Source organism: Ensifer sp. Root142 (genome assembly GCF_001426785.1).
Classification (GTDB): Bacteria; Pseudomonadota; Alphaproteobacteria; order Rhizobiales; family Rhizobiaceae; genus Ensifer; species Ensifer canadensis.
This window is the reverse complement of record NZ_LMFK01000013.1, coordinates 1-20,084: the sequence shown is the minus strand read 5'-3', so window position 1 is coordinate 20,084 and position 20,084 is coordinate 1. Positions and strand designations below refer to the sequence as shown.

The 20,084-nt window shown below is 56.5% G+C and carries 18 protein-coding genes and 3 pseudogenes; 9 read left to right on the top strand and 12 right to left on the bottom strand.

The genetic code is table 11. From position 1 onward, the window contains the following. Positions 1–313: 313 nt before the first annotated feature. Positions 314–709: hypothetical protein (locus tag ASD52_RS39560; RefSeq protein ID WP_210179272.1), on the top strand; the 396-nt coding region annotated here is incomplete at its 5' end. A 284-nt stretch (positions 710–993) separates the two neighbouring features. Here ASD52_RS39560 and ASD52_RS16910 read toward each other — a convergent pair. Continuing rightward, a pseudogene (locus tag ASD52_RS16910) lies at positions 994–1,251 on the bottom strand (DUF1236 domain-containing protein); the annotation flags it as partial. A gap of 378 nt (positions 1,252–1,629) precedes the next feature. Here ASD52_RS16910 and ASD52_RS16905 point away from each other — a divergent pair. Further along, complete coding sequence (locus ASD52_RS16905) at positions 1,630–1,938, top strand: hypothetical protein (RefSeq protein WP_057224856.1); 309 nt, start codon at positions 1,630–1,632, stop codon at positions 1,936–1,938. Positions 1,939–2,109: 171 nt separating this feature from the next. Here the strand turns inward: ASD52_RS16905 and ASD52_RS16900 are convergent, their stop codons facing one another. The 8 genes from ASD52_RS16900 to ASD52_RS16860 all read right to left on the bottom strand — a co-directional run bounded on the left by ASD52_RS16900 (position 2,110) and on the right by ASD52_RS16860 (position 11,826). After that, positions 2,110–4,083 (bottom strand): protein-L-isoaspartate(D-aspartate) O-methyltransferase, encoded by a 1,974-nt coding sequence (locus tag ASD52_RS16900; protein ID WP_057224854.1) that lies wholly within the window; start codon positions 4,081–4,083, stop codon positions 2,110–2,112. A gap of 353 nt (positions 4,084–4,436) precedes the next feature. Then, entirely contained in the window at positions 4,437–4,637 is a 201-nt protein-coding gene (locus ASD52_RS16890; protein ID WP_057224851.1) for a hypothetical protein, read from the bottom strand. A gap of 420 nt (positions 4,638–5,057) precedes the next feature. After that, positions 5,058–5,915, bottom strand: coding sequence for a glucose 1-dehydrogenase (locus ASD52_RS16885; RefSeq protein WP_057224849.1), 858 nt, complete (start codon positions 5,913–5,915; stop codon positions 5,058–5,060). A gap of 73 nt (positions 5,916–5,988) precedes the next feature. Beyond that, positions 5,989–6,153 carry a four-helix bundle copper-binding protein gene (locus ASD52_RS40755; RefSeq protein ID WP_309239244.1) on the bottom strand — a complete coding sequence of 55 codons (165 nt, stop codon included), beginning with the start codon at positions 6,151–6,153 and terminating at the stop codon, positions 5,989–5,991. A 532-nt stretch (positions 6,154–6,685) separates the two neighbouring features. After that, the gene (locus tag ASD52_RS16875) at positions 6,686–7,210 is read right to left on the bottom strand and encodes a cupin domain-containing protein (protein WP_057224845.1); all 525 of its coding nucleotides are present in this window, start codon (positions 7,208–7,210) and stop codon (positions 6,686–6,688) included. Next, a complete protein-coding gene (locus ASD52_RS16870; RefSeq protein WP_057224843.1) occupies positions 7,200–7,493 on the bottom strand; it encodes a DUF3175 domain-containing protein in 294 nt (97 codons plus the stop codon). The genes ASD52_RS16875 and ASD52_RS16870 overlap by 11 nt, the downstream gene beginning before the upstream one ends. Before the next feature lie 59 nt (positions 7,494–7,552). After that, positions 7,553–8,014 (bottom strand): hypothetical protein, encoded by a 462-nt coding sequence (locus ASD52_RS16865; RefSeq protein ID WP_244497473.1) that lies wholly within the window; start codon positions 8,012–8,014, stop codon positions 7,553–7,555. Between the two features lie 719 nt (positions 8,015–8,733). Continuing rightward, entirely contained in the window at positions 8,734–11,826 is a 3,093-nt protein-coding gene (locus ASD52_RS16860) for a CheR family methyltransferase (RefSeq protein WP_057224842.1), read from the bottom strand. Positions 11,827–11,970: 144 nt separating this feature from the next. Between ASD52_RS16860 and ASD52_RS16855 the strand changes: the two genes are divergently transcribed. Next, a complete protein-coding gene (locus ASD52_RS16855) occupies positions 11,971–12,348 on the top strand; it encodes a response regulator (RefSeq protein WP_057224840.1) in 378 nt (125 codons plus the stop codon). A 137-nt stretch (positions 12,349–12,485) separates the two neighbouring features. Here the strand turns inward: ASD52_RS16855 and ASD52_RS38465 are convergent, their stop codons facing one another. Then, on the bottom strand, positions 12,486–12,692 hold the full coding sequence (locus tag ASD52_RS38465) for a hypothetical protein (protein ID WP_156612980.1): 207 nt from the start codon (positions 12,690–12,692) through the stop codon (positions 12,486–12,488). 296 nt (positions 12,693–12,988) lie between these two features. Here ASD52_RS38465 and ASD52_RS16850 point away from each other — a divergent pair, with 296 nt between their 5' ends. From ASD52_RS16850 to ASD52_RS37330, 3 genes are all read left to right on the top strand, one after another. After that, positions 12,989–13,411 carry a hypothetical protein gene (locus tag ASD52_RS16850; RefSeq protein WP_057224838.1) on the top strand — a complete coding sequence of 141 codons (423 nt, stop codon included), beginning with the start codon at positions 12,989–12,991 and terminating at the stop codon, positions 13,409–13,411. Between the two features lie 114 nt (positions 13,412–13,525). Beyond that, on the top strand, positions 13,526–14,116 hold the full coding sequence (locus tag ASD52_RS38460; protein WP_156612979.1) for a hypothetical protein: 591 nt from the start codon (positions 13,526–13,528) through the stop codon (positions 14,114–14,116). Positions 14,117–14,519: 403 nt separating this feature from the next. After that, positions 14,520–15,032, top strand: a complete 513-nt coding sequence (locus tag ASD52_RS37330; RefSeq protein WP_082571822.1) for a BA14K family protein — start codon at positions 14,520–14,522, stop codon at positions 15,030–15,032. A 261-nt stretch (positions 15,033–15,293) separates the two neighbouring features. Here the strand turns inward: ASD52_RS37330 and catE are convergent, their stop codons facing one another. After that, entirely contained in the window at positions 15,294–17,444 is a 2,151-nt protein-coding gene (catE, locus tag ASD52_RS16840; RefSeq protein WP_057224834.1) for a catalase C, read from the bottom strand. Positions 17,445–17,534: 90 nt separating this feature from the next. Further along, positions 17,535–18,035, bottom strand: a complete 501-nt coding sequence (locus tag ASD52_RS38455) for a hypothetical protein (RefSeq protein ID WP_156612978.1) — start codon at positions 18,033–18,035, stop codon at positions 17,535–17,537. Positions 18,036–18,249: 214 nt separating this feature from the next. Here ASD52_RS38455 and ASD52_RS16835 point away from each other — a divergent pair. The 3 genes and pseudogenes from ASD52_RS16835 to ASD52_RS40020 form a co-directional block, all read left to right on the top strand. Beyond that, positions 18,250–19,025, top strand: a pseudogene (locus ASD52_RS16835) (nucleotidyltransferase family protein). A 5-nt stretch (positions 19,026–19,030) separates the two neighbouring features. Then, positions 19,031–19,768, top strand: coding sequence for a metallophosphoesterase (locus tag ASD52_RS16830; RefSeq protein WP_057224964.1), 738 nt, complete (start codon positions 19,031–19,033; stop codon positions 19,766–19,768). Positions 19,769–19,849: 81 nt separating this feature from the next. Continuing rightward, positions 19,850–19,984, top strand: a pseudogene (locus ASD52_RS40020) (alpha/beta hydrolase); the annotation flags it as partial. Between the last annotated feature and the right edge of the window lie 100 nt (positions 19,985–20,084).

Below are 20,084 nucleotides of genomic sequence, written 5' to 3'. Positions count from 1 at the left end.
GCTCACCAATTTGCAGGGAAAGCGCCATCGAGGTTTCGTTCATCTTGGCCATGTATACGCACTCCGCTTCTGAAACTCGGGCCTATATGGAACAAGACAATCTGGCATCACAACTCGCAGATCTGTGGGTAGACAGGCGCTTCGAGCGGTGGCGGAGAGCACCCCTCGATGCTTGGCACCGAGTAGCGCCACGGCGATTATCTCTGGCGCCGACCGGCGTCATCCCTGAACCGGGCGCACGCCACCAGCCGGCGCCTGTATCCGCACCTCGACATTCTTGCGGCCGCACTTGGCACACTTAGCGTGGCCTCTNTCGGCGTCATCCCTGAACCGGGCGCACGCCACCAGCCGGCGCCTGTATCCGCACCTCGACATTCTTGCGGCCGCACTTGGCACACTTAGCGTGGCCTCTGATATAGATCGGATGGTCGCGCCCGAGCTTCTTCACAAACGGCTCGATCGAGCTGATCCCGCCGCGGCTGCAGTCCAAGCACCAGAGATTAAACTGATAGCCGTCATCCAGCAGTTTTCCGAGCGTATCTATAATGACCGGCTGTTTCCCAGACGCGCTTTCTTCCTCGATCGAGGTTTTGACAAGCCGCATGTCGTGAAAGGCGCCCGCCAGCGCCGGTGCTGTTGTCTGGTGTGTTCATGTTGCATGGCCGTAGTCTCGACGTCGGCTGTTTCGCAACAGGTGACGGCTGCTTAATCGCAAAAATCGCGTCAAGGTCCCGGTGACTCTTTAACGCAGTGACCGACGTTGTGATAAGCGGGCGACCCCGCCAACCCGGGACCCAGATCAACCCCGCCTGTCTCTCGATCCCATGCCTGACGTGTCGAGCCCTGGCTTGCGCTGCTTGCCAAGAGAGTGCCGGCCGCAGGCGACTGGGCATTCTAAATTGAATGGACGTCTACCGGCGCACGTTTGAGAAATGGCCGAAGGCATTGCAGGCCGCCTTGCAACCTCGGGCGCGCACCCGCCCTTAAGGCGTCCTAGGCCAAAATAACAACGATCTTAAGCGTTGACGGTTCAACAATAACAATTCGTCCATCTGCGAGAACGAAGAATAGATAGCCCTCGTATCCCGGCACGATCTCGACGATGCGTGGCGGTAGTTGCTTCAGCTTTACCTTGACAGTCTGCGGCACGATCACGCCCACCGAAAGGTCGACGTCGACGTCAACCGGATCGACCTTCTCTTCTTTGATAATCTGAGTGATTTCGGTCTTTTGCTCCACCGTCACATCGACCTTCGTCAATGCGGCGGAGGTGCTGATCGAGTAGCTGATCGAATCGGGAATCGAAGTTGTGTTCGGCCATTCGCTGTGGTGGCCGGCATCGCTCATTCTGAACATCCTAAACCATGCCGGAAACGCCGGGAGCGAGGGCACCCTGCAACAATTGAAGGCGATCTGCTTGTCGACCGGGCCGAGCTGGTCAGCGGTGTCGACTGAGCGCGCGCCATTGTCTCGAAGTTGGCTAAAGTGCTTGCCAGCGGCCCTTAAACGGAACCGCGAGGCCCGTTGGCGTGTTGTTGGTGACGTGGAACGCCGCAATTTCGCAAGGGAGAAGAGAGGATAGACCCGTCTCTTCCTGGCGTAATCTCGAGCTTGATGAGGAGACAGTTTATGGCGGACGATAGCGTGAAAACAATTTCGGCAAAATTCGAGACCCGGGAGGCTGCAGACCGCGCGATTGAACATCTTGTCCAGAAATGCGGTGTCGAGCGCGCCAATATCTTCGTTCAGGCATCCGCAAAGGACAACACCACCGGGATCTCGCCATCAGGCGGCGATCGTGCCCACGGCACCGAAAATCGGACGGATGCCCCACTTCATGGCGAGATCGAGGTATCGGCTGATGTTACGAATGAAGAACTCATCAAAGCCGAGGAGGTCTTTCGTGACGCTGGTGCGCGTGGCGTTGCGGCTCGCTGACGGAACATGAATTGAGATCGGGTCCAAAGCCCCTTCCTTCCTAACAATAGCCCTACCTGACGGGTTGACGGATCTCAAAGAGAGGCAGAGTTCCCCGAACGACCTGCACTCAAATTCAAGAGGCGAGGAGCCCGACCGAGACCCCCAGGGAATGGCGATGCGGCGGGCGCTTCAAAGTCCAAAGGGGAAGGTGTCGGGCACCCGGCCTGTCGCTCCTTCTTCCGCCAGAGGCCTTACGGCACTGGTCTGATCGAACCAGACATAAGCGTCAAACTGTTTTGAAAGCACTGCATAGGTGTAGTGGCTTAGCAATTCGCTCTCTGGCCGATAGATTACGCCAATAAAGCGCTCCAACCGCTCGACGGACAAGGCGTCCGCAGCCTCTGGATGTCTGCTAAAGTCGATAAGAGCCCGATCTCTGCCCGACAGATGGAAGCAATATTCGAAGCTATCCTCGTGCGACGGCCGAACCGTTTTTATCTCCATGTTACCATCCCAGTCCGTCGCGGCGGCAACCGTGCCGTGGTGGGTACCGAAACCGATCAGCGCTGCTTCAGGACCGTATTTCTCGCGACACAATTGACCAAGATTGAGCTCGCCTCTGGTCTTGCCCATGTCAGTGTGCCGGGCGTCACCGATGTGGGAATTATGGGCCCAGACGACCACTTTGCGGTCAGTGCCGCTATCCTGGCCCAGCAAGTTGTCGAGCGTTTCGAACATGTGCCGGTCGCGCAGGTTCCAGGCGCGCGCACCACCATAGTACATGATGCGATAGTACTTTTCCGCAGATGCGACGAGGCGGGCGTTTTGCGTGGCGTCGAACAGGGCCTGGTCGTCTGATCCCGATCTGTTCAATTCCGACCCCAGAAGCTCCCGGCACTGTCGTACCACCTCGTCCTCGCAATCGCGGTAGCCAGTGGTCAGCACGGCTCTGCCATAGCTATCGGGCGCATTCTGCCATGGCGTCAGGCAACCGTATCGCTCACGAGCCACGGCAGCAGCCCCCGGGTCGACTTCATCGAGATAGGAAAGCACGGCAGCGATCGAACCGGCCATATTGTAGAGGTCCAGTCCGTAGAAACCGGCCTGCTCGCCAGCAGGCTTGTGGGCATTGTGGGATCGCAGCCAGGTGACGAAGCTGTCGACCTCCGCGTTCCGCCACATCCACCGCGGGAAGCGGAGGAAGGGTGGCGCTGCATCCCCCTGTTCCTGCCCACGAACGAAACGGTTGATCGCCGCAGCGTCAGGCCAGTCTGCTTCCACTGCGATCATTGTAAAGCCGTGCTGTTCGATAAGCCTTTTCGTAATAGCCGAACGCGCTGCATAGAATTCCGAGGTGCCATGGCTTGCTTCGCCAAGGAGCACCACGCGCCGGTCAGCGAACCGTTCCAAGACATCAGCAAATCCCGGTTCATCGATATTGGGGAGATCCTCTCCCGCAGTGGCAATCAGATCGGGCAGATGCTTGCGCAGATGTACGCTCGCCTGTCTCTGATGCTCACTCCATCCTTGTTCGCCGATCAGCGGCACGAACATGACGCCACCGAGGTCTTCTTCCTTATATCGATTGTTCGCAAGTCGGGTAATGCGTAGCAATCGCTGCGATCGCTCTCGGCGCCCAATTGGAATAATCAGCCGTCCCCCGATTTCCAGTTGTTCCTTGAGTGCGACCGGTGCCGCCGGACCACCGGCCGACACAAGGATCGCATCGAACGGGGCTTTTTCCGGCCATCCCCTCGTGCCATCGCCGGTGCGAACTTGCACGTTTCCTCGGCCCAATCGAGAGATCCGATCGGCCGCTTTTTTTGCGAGCGAGGCATGCCGTTCGAGTGCCGAAACTTGGCTCACGATGTGGCTGAGGACGGCCGCTGCGTAACCGGAACCGGCGCCAACTTCCAACACATTGTCCGCGGGTTTCAGTCTGGCAGCTTCGGCCATGCGGGCGACTATATAGGGTTGCGAAATCGTCTGGCCTTCACCGATCGGCAGCGGCACATCCTCGTAAGCGAATTCCTCGAAGCCCTCGTCGATGAAGTCTTCGCGCGGCACCGCCTGCATTGCCTGGAGTACGCGTGCGTCATCGATGCCGCGCCTGGCCAATTGCCGATCGACCATCATTTGCCGAGCGTAGTCAAAATCAAACATCGTAAGATCCTCGCTGGGCTGCACCGACCGGAGGTGCCCCAGCGTTGGATTACGGAAACCAAGGCTGTCCCTTTGGGGCTCGTCTGCTATCTCTCGCCACGATGGGGATCCTTGCCTGCTGCTTGACTGCTTTTCTCGCTTTTCCCAGCGTCTTTCGCCGCCCTGCTGCGATTTCCACCATGTTTCCGTGTTTTTTGTCCTTAGGTGCGGGTTCAGCCTTATCGCCCTTGGGCATTTCCCTCTCCTTTAGTTACCGACGTAGGTCACGACCCCAACTATCGCAAAGATGCAATGTTCCAGTACTACCGAGAGTGGCGTTCGAAAGTTCGGATTAGATCAGCGAGCTTCGCTCGCTACGGCCCTCCGGCCATACATCCGACAACGACCATGACCAGAGCATCCACGTCGATCTCTCCCCGCACGTCGACACCGTCGCCCTTGCGCACAACCGTGAGTTTTTGCGGCTGCTGCATCGCTTGCCTTTCCAATTCGTCGATGATGGCACCAACTGCCTTGGCCTCCATCGGTTCTCCAATCAGATCGCGCGACACCATTTCCAATCTCCTTACCTTCGCGGTCTTTCTATTCGGGCGACTCCGCTGACATTTCCAATCGATTTTCCGGTTGATTACTTCGCATTCTGATCCTCAGGGATCTCATGAGGACGAATAAACGGAGTCTTGCCGATATCAGGAGCTGGCTTGGTCTCTCCGTAAGGTTTAATCGATCGGGTTTGTGCCCTTCGAACCCGCTCGGCCCGACAATGTTCCGAGAAAAACAGGTGACACAGTAGGAGCAATGCCGCTCCAGACTGAGTGCCGAGGCAAGGCATGGGCCGTCTCGGCTCGGATCAAAATAGGTGCCGAGCAAAATCGCCTATTTGCTCGCCGTTGCCGTCAGCGGATTTCGATTGATGGTGCAATTGACTGCATTGCGATATCCAGATTTCCTTCCCTTATCTGCGGTGTAGTTATTCACAGGATCGGCTTGCCACCGGTCACCCCGATCATGGTGCCCGATACATAGCTTGAGAGCGGATCGGCCAACATGACGTAAGCGGTGGCGAGTTCGGCCGGTTGCCCCGGGCGTTTCATCGGAACCTGCTTACCGAAACTTGAGACGGCTTCCTCGGGCATGGTCGATGGAATGAGCGGAGTCCAGATCGGACCGGGTGCCACCGCGTTCACACGGATTCCCTTTTCGGCGAGCATTTGGGCAAGTCCGGCGGTAAAATTCTGAATTGCCCCCTTCGTTGTGGCGTAGGCAAGCAGCGTTGGATTAGGCATGTCCGAGTTAACCGATGCGGTGTTGATGATCGCGGCACCGTCCTTCATGTGTTTGACGGCTGCCTTGGATAGATAGAACATTGCATGGATGTTGACCCTGAAAGTCAGCTCCCATTCTTCGTCGGGGATGTCGCCTATCTCCTTAAACGTCGACTGATGAGCGGCGTTATTGACAAGGATATCGATACCGCCGAGATCGGTGATGGCACGGTCGATGATGTTCCGGCAGTGGTCGGCCGATTGAATGTCGCCTTTGACGAGAACGGCCTTTCGGCCGGCCTCCTCGACATGCTGTGCTGTCTCCCGGGCGTCCTCGTCTTCTTCGAGGTAGGAGATCAGAATGTCAGCACCTTCACGAGCAAATGCTATCGCCACCGCGCGTCCAATACCGCTGTCTGCCCCGGTGATTACGGCCATCTTGCCGGCGAGACGTCCCGACCCCTTGTATGACTGTTCCCCGTGGTCGGGAACCGGATTCATCTTTCTCGTGAGGCCAGGCATCGGCTGTTTTTGGGCGGGAAAGGGAGGCTTGGGATAATCAGACATTGTGTTCTCCTGTGTGAGACCTAGCGCGAGGACGAGAGCGACCCGGCTGGGTGCGTAGGGGCGGCTGACACGTTCAGTGAAACAGAGGGAGAGCTTCGCCGCAGCTTTGCGCGCAAGCTTCGCACGCGCGGGCGCAAATTTGGCAATGCTCGTGCATCTCAACATGCTTCGCGCATTCCGCAGCGCACGCCCGACAGGCATCAGCACAGGTCGAAACGAGATTGTGGGCGACATCCATGTTGGTGCCGGTCCTGCGGGTGGCAACCGACCCGGTTGCAATGCAGATGTCGGCGCAGTCGAGATTGAGCCTAATGCACTGAACGAGTTCACCGACGTTCGTCTCGCCAAGGCAGGCGTCTGCGCAACTCGCGCAAACTTGAGCGCAGCTGTAGCAATCCTCTATGCAGCGCATCAGCGCGTCTGCCGAACGCCCGTGTACATCAGGATGGCTATTCATCATTTCACGTACAAGCATCGGTTTCCTCGCGGCTTTTCGGGTGTGTTCCTCCAACAATGGCGATGGCGAAATGTTCCGAGCACGGAACGCTTCTCGTGAACCGGCGTATGGAGCGCAGTTTCTGCAAACAATGGCGTGGGTATGGTTTCATCAGTTGCATCGCTGCTTGAGCTCGAATGCAGCGGCGGGCTACGTCCCGGCGTCTCCAGTGCCCTGGGCACGACATCCAGCCAAACCGCAGCCCGGCATTTGTCACTGGACGAAAAGGCAGCATCAGGTGTTGCCGTCGGCATCTTGGCCACCGAAGCCGCTTTTACAGATCACCCCACAGGGCACGCAGCGGGCCGCCCGGACCGTAGATCGGGTCACTTTGGGGAATGGGCAATGTGGCGATGATTTTCAAATCGCCTGGCGTTGCGGCAGCCGTTTCGATATCGGCATGCTGGCCGGCAGGATAGGCGCCGACGACAAGGAAATCGTCACTGGCAGAGTTGCACATGTGCCCAGTGCCGGAAGGCAGAACCAAGCAATCCCCAGCGCTGACATGAAGAACGGAGCCGCCCGGTCCACCGATCAAAATCTCGGCCGTGCCTTTAGCGATGCCGAGCACCTCATGTGCCCTGACATGATAGTGCTGGTAGGAGAAAATTCCATTGCGCCAGAGCCCCTGCCATCCCGCGTCGGAGAAAAGCCGTTCGAAAACAGGAGCGCAGTCCGTTGGCGCGGGTGCGAGGATGTTGCGGTAGAAGAGTACGGGCAGAGAGGGATGATTGGGTACCCAGTCGCTTGGCGTTAAGAAAAGCGTTTCCGGTTGTCTGATCCTCAACTCATTTGCCATGTTTCGGTGCCTTGCCAAAATCCTTGCGCAATTCGTCCTTTGCCTTTTCGAGGGTCTGGCGGCGCCCTTTGGAAAGCAGGATGCCAGCGCGATTGATATAGAAGGTCAGCATGGACATGGCCGAACGCAACGGGCTTGATTTGCGTCTGTTGCTTCTCTCTGCCGACTCCTTGAGCGAGTCCGCTATTTTTTTGGCGCTCCGTTGATTGAAAATTCCTTCCTTGAGGTCCAGTGCGTCACTGTTTTCGGTCACCTTTTGCGACCATTTCTTCTTCTTTGCCATATTCAGGCTCCTTCGCAAAATAATGCTAGGCGCTCCAACCTTACGCGTCAGACTTGACCCTATTTTGCGTTCCCGATGGCCAAAAGGCACACCGCAAAAAAATTAAACACCGCGCTGATTGCATGAGAATATTCCCATCCACGGCGCAACTGCGTCCAGTTTTCTGGAAGCAGAGTCCAGTTGTCGGTCGCCTGATTTGCCGGGAAGGTAAAAGTCCAGAATATGGCTTGCGTAGCAACAATGCACGCAAGAGCGGCTATGGCGGGGATCGCCGGTTCCCCCGCTCGATAGAGAGCCATCGAAAGCCAGAGGAGCGCAGCTATCGCGCCAACGACAATGAACGCGAAGAGGTTCCATCCATCGTATGCGCGTTGCGCAGCAAGATAATCTTCGCCCGACAGGCGCATCTTGCTGGCGAGAGAAAACAAGTGCGCACCCGCTGGCACCAAGGCCAAAGATGCAAGAACGAGGCTGACAATGCGTAACCAATGGGTCATCGAATTGAACCGGAACGAAATCATGACTATCAAACCGCAACTACCGCCGGAGGTTCCGAATTTTGCGTTCAGAGCCGCTCGTAGGTGACGCGCCAGCCTTCCTTGGGATCAGCGGGCGTGATCGTCAGTTGGTCGGCGTCAACCTTGAACCTTGCGTTCCATGCGCTGGCCAATGAGATTGCGGACGAGGGACGATTCCACGGTGATGGCGAATGTCTCTTTGGCCTCGTCGACTTCAACCGGGCCATAATAGGCCTCGTAGCCATTTGCCGTGTAGGGCGTCGGTTGCGCTGCAGGCGTCCGGATTCATCGCCTGGACGGAGAGCGTTCCGCCAGTGGAGGAGATAACCTGGCCGGAATAGGGGATTTCTGTCCGATCGCCGCTCGCGTCGCTGACCTGCAACGACGTCATGCGCCACGCGCCGGTTATCGAGGACTTGCTACCGAGCCGTCGAAATCACTCGCCAGCCTTCTCGGCGTTCGTCGATGCTTTCCGGCATAGACCGCGAAAATAACGTTAGGTCGCACAACACAATGCCTCTTAATGGCGCATAGTTGCCGTGCCCAGCAAGGCTACGCCGACACACCGTTTACGGGGCACAGGATTCAAGGGGCGATTTAGCTATGTGAGACTTCATGATGGGCTCGACGAAGCCCGCCCGTTCACACGGACAGCGTGCGCGGCCTGCCGGGCCCCTACTTCGCCGGACTGGAAAGGCGCGAGCGGTACGCTTGCTGACCATTCAGTTTAAGGGAAATGACAGAAAAACAGTCAAACCCTCGGGCTCGAACTTTGTTTCGACCTCGCCTCCAAGCCGGTAACCGATTTCTCCCCGCAATAACTTCATTCCAAAGCCGTCCTTGGGGGGTGCAGTTATGGAGGGACCTCTCCGCTCCATCCATTTCAAAGTGAGAAGGTTGTCATCGGCTTTCCAGTGAACGAGCACGCGGCCATCGGAACTGGTAAGCGCTCCATATTTGGCAGCATTCGTCGCGAGTTCGTGGATGACCATTCCCAAGGCAAGCCCGCGCTGAGGATCGAGTTTGATGTCCCGTCCGTCCAGGGTGACCCGGTCGCCGCCAAAGGGCGAGAGCTCTTGAGAGACGAGCTCCAGGATGGATACATCTTTCCAGTTGTCGCGCGACAGCAGGGCGTATGCGCGAGACATGGCTTTCAGCCGTCCGACATAGGCTGTGTAGAATGCTTCCGGTGATGACGAAGATTCCATCGTTTGGGCAGCAATGCTGATCGTGACCGCCAGCATATTCTTGACCCGGTGATTGAGTTCCGAGATCAGAACTTTCTGGTGGTCTTCGGCTTCCGCAAGAGTTGTGACGTCGATGAGTGTGACAATAACCCCGTCAATCCTGTTGTTTTCACCTCGATAGGGTATGAGCCGCGCAAGGAAATGTCTCCCCTGGTTGTCGCGCGAAAGATGATTGTCGCGACTTTCACCGGTGGAAAAAACTTCGGAAATATGGGCTTTCAGGTCCGGATAATGGATCTCGCTGGACAATTCGGTGAGCGGTCGTCCGACATCCGCCGGCCGCACCTTGAAGAACTTGGATGCAGCCGGTGTAAAATTGCGGATCACCAGGTTTCGATCAAGGAACACAGTGGCAATCTCGGTTGCATCGAACAGGTTCCTAAGGTCGTTGTTCGCCCGGTCGAGCTCCTCCACTTTTCCATTGAGTTCGGCGTTTATCGTATTGAGCTCCTCGTTCAGCGACTGCATCTCTTCCTTCGAGGCCTCCAGTTCCTCGTTGGACGACTGGGCTTCCTCGTTGACGGAAACGAGCTCCTCGTTGGACGACTTGAGTTCCTCAAGCGCGGTCTCGTACTCCTCGATTGTCGACTGGAGACGCTCGCGAGTTTCGCGCAATTCGCGCTCGAGTTCGGCGGTGCCGTCGACATCGCGCTGTACGCGCCCTGGCCCCGAGCGTGCCCGCAACGGGCCAACCGAATGGAAGAGAACGATGAACAACGGTTCACCGGTCGTTCGCCCGTTCAAAGGCTCAACTGTAATCGTCACATGCTGTACACGGTCGTCATCCGCGTCGACGAGAAGGTTATCCTTGATCACGCGATTTCGCGACGACGTACACTCGCGCAAGGCCGCTCTCAAATCGAGGCGAAGATCCCGCTTAGCCATATTGAGGAGCTGGCGGCTTGGACTGCCTTGAGGCACTTCGAGAAACTTAGCGGTCTTGCCGGAGGTGTAAACGACATCACCGTCGGCATTGACGACGACGTGGGCCGGGGCGAAGCTCTCAAGCACGTGTGTTTCCACCACTTGCCGCAACTGCGAACCGCCAAGTCCCCGTGCTTCGAGTTTTGCCAAGTTGGGAATTGTGTACTGCTCGTCGCGCCCCAGTATCTGAGGTCGGTAGGGCGTTGCATGGCCGCGCGCTTGAAAAATGCGGTTCTTCTTGTCAATCGTTGTGAAGAGGTCTCCATGTTGGCCGATACCCTCGGATGTGCCGAGAAACAGGTATCCTTGAGGCCGCAATGCGTAGTGAAACGTCGGAATGACACGGTTCTGAACCTCAGAACCTAGGTAGATGAGAAGGTTGCGACACGAGACGAGGTCCATTCGCGAAAAAGGCGGCTCGCGGATAACGCTATGGGGTGAGAAGATGCACAGTTCGCGCACGCTACCGGCAACGATATAGCTTGCTCCTTCAGAGCTGAAGAACTTCTTTCGCCGTTCCTCCGAAACGCCTTCGAGCAGCGCTTCTGGATAGCGCGCGGTCCTCGCGATCTGCAGTGCGTGATCATCGATATCGGTGGCGAATATCTGCACTCGCGGCACGCTCGCCATATTTTCCATAAACTCGCGCATCAGGATCGCGATCGAGTAAACCTCCTCGCCGGTAGCGCAGCCCGGCACCCATACCCGAACGGTATCGGCTGCTGACTTGCCGGCAAAGAGTTGAGGGATGATCGTTTTGGCAAGGGTCGCGAATGCGTCAGCATCGCGGAAAAAGTTTGTGACGTTGATCAGCAGGTCGCTGAAAAGCCGCAAAACCTCTTCGGGATCCTGTTCCAGACACCCCACATAAGCTTCGATCGTATCGAATTGTCTGACCTGCATTCGACGCCTGACGCGCCTTAGGAAGGTCTTCGGCTTATAACCTGAAAAGTCGTGGCTAGTCTGCTTTCGCAGAATGGCATAGATCTGATTGCGAGCGTGTTTAAGATCACTCGCCTTCTTCGCTTCGTCATTGTCGCCGAGATCCGAGAGTAGGTCGAAGCTCCGTGCGAAAGCCAGGAGCTTTTCGCCCATCTCCTGGGCAGGCAATGCAAGATCGATCAGACCGATCGAGATTGCGCTTTGCGGCATATCCGGATTGCGGGGACCAGAGCCGTCGGCAATCTGCGCCATCGTAAGGCCACCATATTCCTTGATCGCCTTTACACCGAGGGTGCCGTCGCCGTCTCCGCCAGAGAGAACAACCCCGACCGAATATTCTCCCTGATCCTTAGCGAGCGCGCCGAAAAATATATCGATTGGCTTGCGTTCACGGATGTGATTTTCAAGTTTCTTGCTGGCAAGGACGCCGTTTTCAATCGTCAGAACCACATTCTGCGGCATGACGTAGACCACATCCGGCCGGATTTTGACGTCTCCAGAGGCAAGGACCACCTGCATGTCAGTGAAGCGCGCGATGATCTCATGAAGGTGGCTTTCGAGCGCAGGGTTGAGATGGGTGACGATGACGAACGCCATGCCACAGCGTTCCGGAAGGCCACTAAAAAATCCCTCCAGCGCCGGAATCCCACCCGCCGAGGCGCCAATGCCAACCACGGGAAAATTGGGCTCTAATCGCGTCAACAGGGCCGCTCCTTTTAGACCGAATGCGCGGTCCCCCTATGGACTAGAGTTAGGACGGAAGCTTATATTTGGCAATATTTAATCGCCACCGGAACATGGGACGGTCATGTTGGTCTAAGCTATTGATAGGAAGAGAAAAAGGCCATGACATCGGCGTTAGGCCACGTGTTGGTGGTGGAAGACGAACCAATGATCGCCATGGAGCTCGTGTGCGCATTGGAGTTGCAAGGGGCGACTGTTGTTGGCCCTTTTGCCGGCATTCGCCAGGCTACGGCCGCCATCGAGAACGGTGCGCAGCTCGACGGAGCCGTACTGGACCTGAACCTTGGGGGTGAATTGAGCTTCTCGATCGCCGACCTGCTGCGCGCCAACCACATTCCGTTTGTCTTCACGACAGGATACGGACTTGAGGATCTGCCCCGCCGGTATGGTCAGATTCCGCTTTTAGCCAAGCCAATCGATCCGTCTCAGGTGATTGAAAAGCTCGCCGAAATCATGGCGGCGTCCAATCGGGCGGAGTAAGCACAGCGTTGATGTCGAGCTTGGAATATCAGATCCGGTCAATACCCCTGGAACTGGGCCAGAGAGCGACTGCTTATGCGGCGAATTTCCGGCAGCCGCCTAATCAAATTCACAAGGCAGACATCCGTTGACCGTGTTCAGTGATTACGGTCGATTTTTCCGTTCGCCCGAAGTTCGGCAATCTTGCTATCAAGATCAGTTTTGTAGGGCCCAAACTTTTCGAACAGTTCGCGTGCTGCTCGCGGTTGATGCCCATGAGCTCGGATGAATTCATCTAGGTCATACCGCGTGTTCCAATCATTAATGCGCTTGCCGAATCCTGTTCTGGTATTTTCGTGATGCATCGTCGTCGCCTCATCTGGACGCTACTTTGCGGGGCCGCCTGAGTGACCTGTTCGATAAGCCAACTGCCTCTGTTGCCAAAAGTTCCAGTGGGCAGCCCGTTTGGTTTCGCGATCACATTCATCCTCCTGGGCCCGCCGCCGTCACTTCGGCTCAACCAGCAGCTGGCGAAATGACGATGACTCGATTCAGACCTTCGTTCCCGCACGATCTTCCTTCTGTCAATCCAACAACGTCATGGTTGACTCCGCGTTTCACTCAGCGGAAAACGATTCTTGGCTGCAGAGGGAGAAAACTGATGGCTGATGAAAGCAATACGGGTACCACAATCGAAGCTGTAGAGACCGACGCGCCGGCAAAGACGCCGGTACCGAAAAAGCAGCGAGCGCCGCGGCGCACGAAAGCAACTGCAGAAGCAACGGGCACCACAACGGTTGCGAAGACGCCGAGAGAGCGCAGGAAGCGCACCGACGAGGGCGTAGTCGCAGAGCTTGCGCCCGTCAAAAAGCAAGTTGCTGAAAAGACGACTTCCGCCCTCAAGACCGGAAGCAAGAAGACGTCGAAGCTCGACGGACCAAAGGCTTCGTCGTCCGTCTCGGCGATCGATGAAATGGCCGAGCTCATCCAGCTTGAAGAAGAGAATAAAAGGCTCCGCAAGGAACTGGCCACCAAGTTACGGGCGGAAAATTCGGAACTGCGCAAGCGGTTAGGACTTGATTGACCGTGACCGACAGCAGGGGCCGGTTGCGAGATCGACCTTGGCCCCTACATTCCTCGTAGGACAGACATTCACCGAGCTCACGTGAGAGTTCGGATCGCTCGAGGCTGACGATCGATGAAATCACCATGGAACCTATTTGCTCGACTGACATCGCGGGGACGGTCGGCAGAACCACGCGAGATTTCGAATGAGCACGACGCCGCCAGTCGAGCAAATGACACGCAAGAACAACAAGTCCGCGGCGCTCAGTTGAGTTCAACGGATCCAACCGGTGCATTTCAGGATCGTGAGAATGGATCGGATGAACTCAAGGAGGCTGCATCTTCGGATCTGACCGAACACCAGGATGATAACGCCCAAGCCGTCTCTACAGACGCCGCCGTTGAAGAGGCACCTACGCCTGAAAATCAGCGAATTGGCGAACTGCCTCCAAAAGAGTCAGCCTCGTTGCCTAAAAGCAAGCAATCTCCTAAGGCGCCACAAATTCAAGCGCGCGCTAAGAAGTCCGGAACCGGGAACGTTAGGAAGTTCCCTTCGAAAGCGAACACGGATCCCGGCGCACAGTTATCAACCCGGGAAGCATTTTTCGAGGAAGTGGCGGATTTGGACGACGAAATTCAGCAACTGAGAACCCTGTTGGCCGAAAAGCTCCATCTGCAGAATCTCCACCTCAGAAAAATGCTGGAGCGTTTTGACCGGTCGTGAGCCCGAGCCCAACAGCCTATGCGATTTGGCCAGTCCCGCGTCTGGCTCCTCGTCGATCTCCGGCGGGCTCAATTGTCGCCTGCGATGATGAAGTGATCGGGCGGATGGACAGCAGAATGCAGCCGGACGGCAATTTGTCCAATCCCTGATTAGGCATGGGCGGCCGTTGCCTTAAATGCTGGCAGGGGCGATGTTACGATCGCAGACCAGGCAGGAAGCTGACACGACACCAGGCTTCGCATAGGGCGCATCTCAACATAACCTTTGGAATAAAGCTGCTCCCCCGGTTACGCAGAATTTCGCCTGTAAAAAGCGATTTTGGTGTAAAATTATGCGTCCTTAAAAAAGGCTGCGGGTGACGCGCCGACTTCGACGCTCTGCGCCGCAAAGGAAGGGTAAGCCAATGAAAAGGTTTGCAATCGTTTCCCTGTCGCTGGTGATGATAGTTACAGGCATTACGCCTGCCATGGCGTTTCCCACAATAGCGACGCCGAAGATCGACGCGGGGCAAGCGCAATTGGTTCAATCCGCACGATATCGCGGCGGCGGGTACTATGGTGGATACCATAATAATGGTGGTGATGAGTGGGCCTGGGCACTAGGTGGGCTTGCCGCCGGCGCAGTTATCGGGGGCCTCCTGGCGCAGCCCCGATATTATCAGCCCTATGGGCCGGGATACTACGGGTCGGGATACTACGGACCGAGATATTACCGGCCAGGCTATTATCCACGCAACTATTACGGCCGGAGCTACTACGCTCCGCGCTATTATGCGCCGCGTTACCAACGCCAAGTCTATTACGGCGGAAATGCACATACGCGTTGGTGCTATGGACGATACCGCTCCTACAGGGCCTACGACAACACGTTCCAGCCCTACTATGGCCCGCGGCAGGCGTGTGTCTCGCCTTATTGAGCGAGACGGCAATGATTATCATGTTCCGGATTTGAAAGGGCGTCGCGTCGCCGACAACGTCGCCTTCGCGGCGCTTTCCGCGACGCAATCTAGCCAGTGGCTTCTTCCGGAACCTGCCGCAGTGATTGGGAAGGGTTTGCCTAACGCATGGCGTTGCGCAGGATTATATGGAGACATGAGCAACGGTGCGGCGATCAAAACACCGCAGGAGGTCACCGAGCATTAACCGGCACGGCTTCACAGCCGTGCCGGTGCGTGCTCCTATTTGATTGGCGGCGAAGAGGCTTTGCCGAGCTTTATCGATGGCTCACGTCCCCACACGCGAAGCTTGCCGAGCTCTGATACAAAGCTTGGAAGCCCTTCGTCGCCAGGAAGGGCAATAACGCCTTCATCGACCGCTTCGGCGATGCCCGCTTTTTCCAGCAGAGGGAGAGCAGATTGATCGTAGCCGATGAACTTGCAGTGCTGAAACGCATCGGCGACAAAATCGCGAACCGTTGCCTCTCTCAGCAAGTCATCCATCGCGGCTTCTGAAGTCAAAAGGGCGACAGCATCAAACAGAACTGATGGGCCGCCATCGATCATATGGTGGGCTTCGACCCACGTACCGTCGGATGCAGTGACCCCACCGACCTTTGGAGCGATCAGTTCGACCGTTGCTTTCTCCTCAATGATTGCCCCGGTCAGTTCCTTCAAGAGCTTGGCGTTAACGCCATCGGATACAAGAATGCCCAGCTTGCGGCCTTCAAAACGTTTCGGCCCGCGTTCTATAATACTCAACGCGGGCGACGGCGGCAGATCCTGGCGGGTCGGCACAGCTGCGTCGGCGGGCTTTGGCATGGTCTGAAGACCTAGTTTTTCGGCAACGGTGGTCGCAAGGGTCTCATCGATATTGAGAAGATGAGCCACCATGCGCTCGCGAATGACGGGTGTTTCGACCTTACTGAGCTCGAATGTCAGCGCCATTGCAATATGCCGCTGCTCCGGCGGGGTCTGGCTGATGTAGAATTGCCGGGCCTGGCTGTAGTGGTCAGCAAAGCTTTCAGCGCGAAGGCGAACTTTTTGGCCTTGCTCTTCGGCAGGGAAATGCCGATATCCACGCAGCGGAGACTCCCTCGGTCCCTCCCCGTGAGAATTGGGCTGGTAGTTCGTCCGCCCCACGGGATTGCGCATGGCCATATGCCCGTCCTGTTGGAAATGGGCAAAGGGACACTTTGGAGCATTGATCGGCAGGTGCGTGAAGTTCGTGCTGCCAAGTCGCTTCAACTGCGTATCAAGGTAGGAGAAGTTCCGGCCTTGCAACAGCGGATCGTTACTGAAGTCGATGCCTGGCGGAACGTTCTGCGTCATGAACGCTACCTGCTCGGTTTCCGCGAAGAAGTTATCGGGCATTCTATCAAGCACGAGGCGACCGATCGCCTTGACGGGAAGGATCTCCTCCGGAATGATCTTTGTCGGATCAAGCACATCGAAATCGAAGCGGTCGGCGAACTCCTGATCGAAAAGCTGAACACTCAGCTCCCATTCGGGAAAATTCCCCGACTTGATCGATTGCCAAAGATCCCGACGGTGAAAGTCCGGATCAGCGCCGTTGATCTTGACGGCTTCGTTCCAGGCGACCGACTGCAATCCCAGCTTGGGTTTCCAGTGAAACTTGACGAACGTGGACTCGTCCTTGGCATTGATCAAACGGAACGTATGGACTCCGAAGCCTTCCATGAAACGGAATGAGCGCGGGATAGCACGATCAGACATGACCCACATGACCATGTGCATGCTTTCCGGTGTTAGGCTAATAAAGTCCCAGAAATTATCGTGTGCGGTTTGAGCCTGCGGAAATGCTCTGTCCGGCTCCTGCTTGGCAGCATGGATCACATCAGGAAACTTGATCGCGTCCTGAATGAAGAACACTGGAATATTGTTGCCAACGAGGTCCCAGTTCCCTTCCTGAGTGTATAGCTTGACCGCGAAACCGCGAACGTCACGCGCGAGGTCAGCCGAGCCTTTGTTGCCGGCGACCGTTGAAAAGCGAACAAAGGCGGGCGTCTTCTCACCGGGTCGCTGGAACAGATCTGCTCTAGTGTAAGCCGCGAGAGATTCGTATGTTTCAAAAAATCCGTGGGCGCCATAGCCGCGGGCGTGCACGACGCGCTCGGGAATTCGTTCATGGTCGAAGTGGAAAATCTTCTCGCGGAAATGGAAGTCTTCGATCAGCGCTGGTCCGCGTGCGCCGACCCGCAGCGTATTTTGGTCGTCAGCGACCGGGCCGCCTTGAGCGGTCGTAAGGACGGGTGTGTCGTTTTCAGCGATCTGGTGAAGTTCGCCGCCCTGGCCGCGTCGCAGTTTTTGATCGTGTATTTCTGCGATTGTCGCTTGTTGTGCTGACGGAACGCTTGTCGTCTTCTTTGCCATTGGATAGCTCCTGGAAAACTCGGGTTTGGATTGTTGCTGGCGATCAGAAGCAAGGGGTCGTTTCCGAGGGAAGTGTCGGCCCCGTTGTAACTAGCTTGTTTTCTTGCGGAAGCCTCTTGGATTGGCCGATCGATCGCCGAGCTTTGACCGTGCCGCCTCTGAGATCAGAAGGTTGTAGCGCGCCGGCTTGCCAAAGATCTCGACCAGGAGTTCCACCCGGCCTTCAGTTTTGCCGCGGTGCTGGAGGAAACTTCCCCTGCGGTTCTCAGCCAGGGCGGGGTGCGCTGTTCTTGGCCGATCCCTCAAGACGTTCTTTTCAACTAAACAGATGTCCTCGTGGGTGTCTTGAAAGGGATCGAGGGTTTCTCCCGTAAGCATCACAGCTCCGATCGCGTTCGAGGGATGACGAGGGCCGAACGTCGGGGCGGGGTCAAAGTTCCTCCATCGAACGAAAAACTGTCTCAGTTTGATGAGTGAACCAGCGAGTGCGTTCGCAATTGATTGTTGGCAGCAGAATGCTGAAGCAATACCAGACACGCGTTCTAGGTCTTGGAGGGGATGTTCACCGACGCTGCGAATGTCTTTGGCCACGGGCAGGCAGCCTTCACTTGCAAGTCATTGAGGGCCGTAGCATGAGTTTGGCATCCCTGCCGTGCGAATTGAGGGGAACATCCGGTTTTGTTGAATGTTTCATTCAAAGAGAACGGGATGGGAGATTTTGATGAACGCAGATCCCAATGACCCCCAAGCTGGCGCGAATACGCCAGCGGAAACGGCCGCCCACCCGGTTGAGGCCATGCCCGGCATGGAGGTGAAGGCCTCGCCGACAATGGCCGATGCGGATGCGGAGGCGTTCGTGGCCGAAGCTGTTCAGGAACTTGCCAATTGTTCGATCCCGTTCCTCTTAGCCGGCACCTTTGCGATGAGCGCCTATACCGGTATTACCCGGCAGACGAAGGATCTTGATATCTTCTGCAAGGCTGGAGACTACGCCCGAATCCTCGCTCACTTCAGGGACAAGGGCTACACGATCGAGGTAGAGGACGACCGTTGGCTAGGCAAGGTCCGGAAGGGCCGACACTTCTTCGACGTCATCTTCGCAGCTTCAAACGGCACGATGCCTATCAGCGATTCATGGTTTGAGAACGCGCGTCAGATTGAGATGAACGGGCACAAGATCCGGATCATAGCGCCTACGGAACTCATATGGTCCAAATGCTTCATTCAGGTCCGCCATCGCTACGACGGCGGCGACGTGGTTCACATGATCCTGCGCGCCAGCGATGAAATTGATTGGCATCGGCTTCTCAGTCACATGGAAGTCCACTGGGAGGTTCTCCTTATCGCTGGGTTTATCCAACCGAGCGCGACAAGGTTCCTGAATGGTTGCTGGAAGAGTTACTCGACCGATTGAGTGCACAGCGCAAGATGCCACTGCCGCAAATGAAGGTTTGTCGGGGCAGGATGTATAGCCGGGTCGACTTCGAAATCGATGTCAAAGAATGGGGATTTGCTGACGTGGGTGGAGAAGGGGAATTGCGGGATATGAAAGACGAGACAGCACAAGGAGATGCGGTGTGACGGAAATGAGCCAAGCCGATAGAACCTTGACCTCTGCCAAGGTTCGCATAGCCGCGATGGGTGACCTGCATGTGAAAGAGCAGGACTCCCCGTCTTATAAGGAGTTGTTCAGCGAGGTCTCTCAGGAGGCCGACATACTCGTCTTGACCGGAGATCTTACGGATCTCGGCAAACCGCGCGAGGCTGAGCTTCTTGTTGCCGATCTGCGATCCTGCTCCATTCCGGTGGTCGGCGTTTTGGGAAATCACGACTATGAATGTGGCCATGTGGAGGAAGTCAGGGCGATCATCAAAAGCTCGGGGATGCATCTTCTCGAAGGACAAGCGGTGGACCTAAATGGCGTCGGCTTCGCCGGGGTCAAAGGCTTTGCAGGGGGGTTTGGTCGGTTCATGCTAAGCTCTTTCGGCGAGCCCGCAATCAAAGCCATGGTGGCCGAAAGCGTTGAAGAGTCGATGCGGCTCGAAAACGCCCTTCGCCAGATCCGATCGGAGCGGGCGATGGTCGTGCTTCACTATGCTCCCATCGTTGAAACAGTGGAGGGCGAGCCAATTGAGATTTATCCCTTTCTCGGATCGTCCCGCCTTGCTGAGACCATCGACCGATTTCCCGTCTCTGCAGTCGTTCACGGTCACGCCCATCGCGGAAAGTACTCTGGTAAAACCCCAGGAGGCGCGCCAGTTTACAATGTCGCATCTCACGTCGAAAAACCGACCGGAAAAGCTTATGCGCTCCTCGATTTGTAGGGCCGTCAGCGGACGTGAGCGGTAAGCAGCCGCATGCGGCCCAACAGCGGCTTTGCAGAAAACGAACTTATGGATGAGACGGTGTTTGAGAACTTTTCGCTTGAGATGATCACCGTGTCGAATGGGACCTTGCGTGTGCGTCACGGGGGTTCTGGTCCGCCCCTAGTGCTGCTCCACGGACATCCACGCACACACATGACCTGGTGGCAGGTCGCAAATGCGGGTTTCGGCAAAGTCCGGACAGGGTTTCCGGTAATCTCCGGACACCGTTTTCAGTAATTCCCGGACAGTGATTCCGCTAAATCCCGGACAGTTT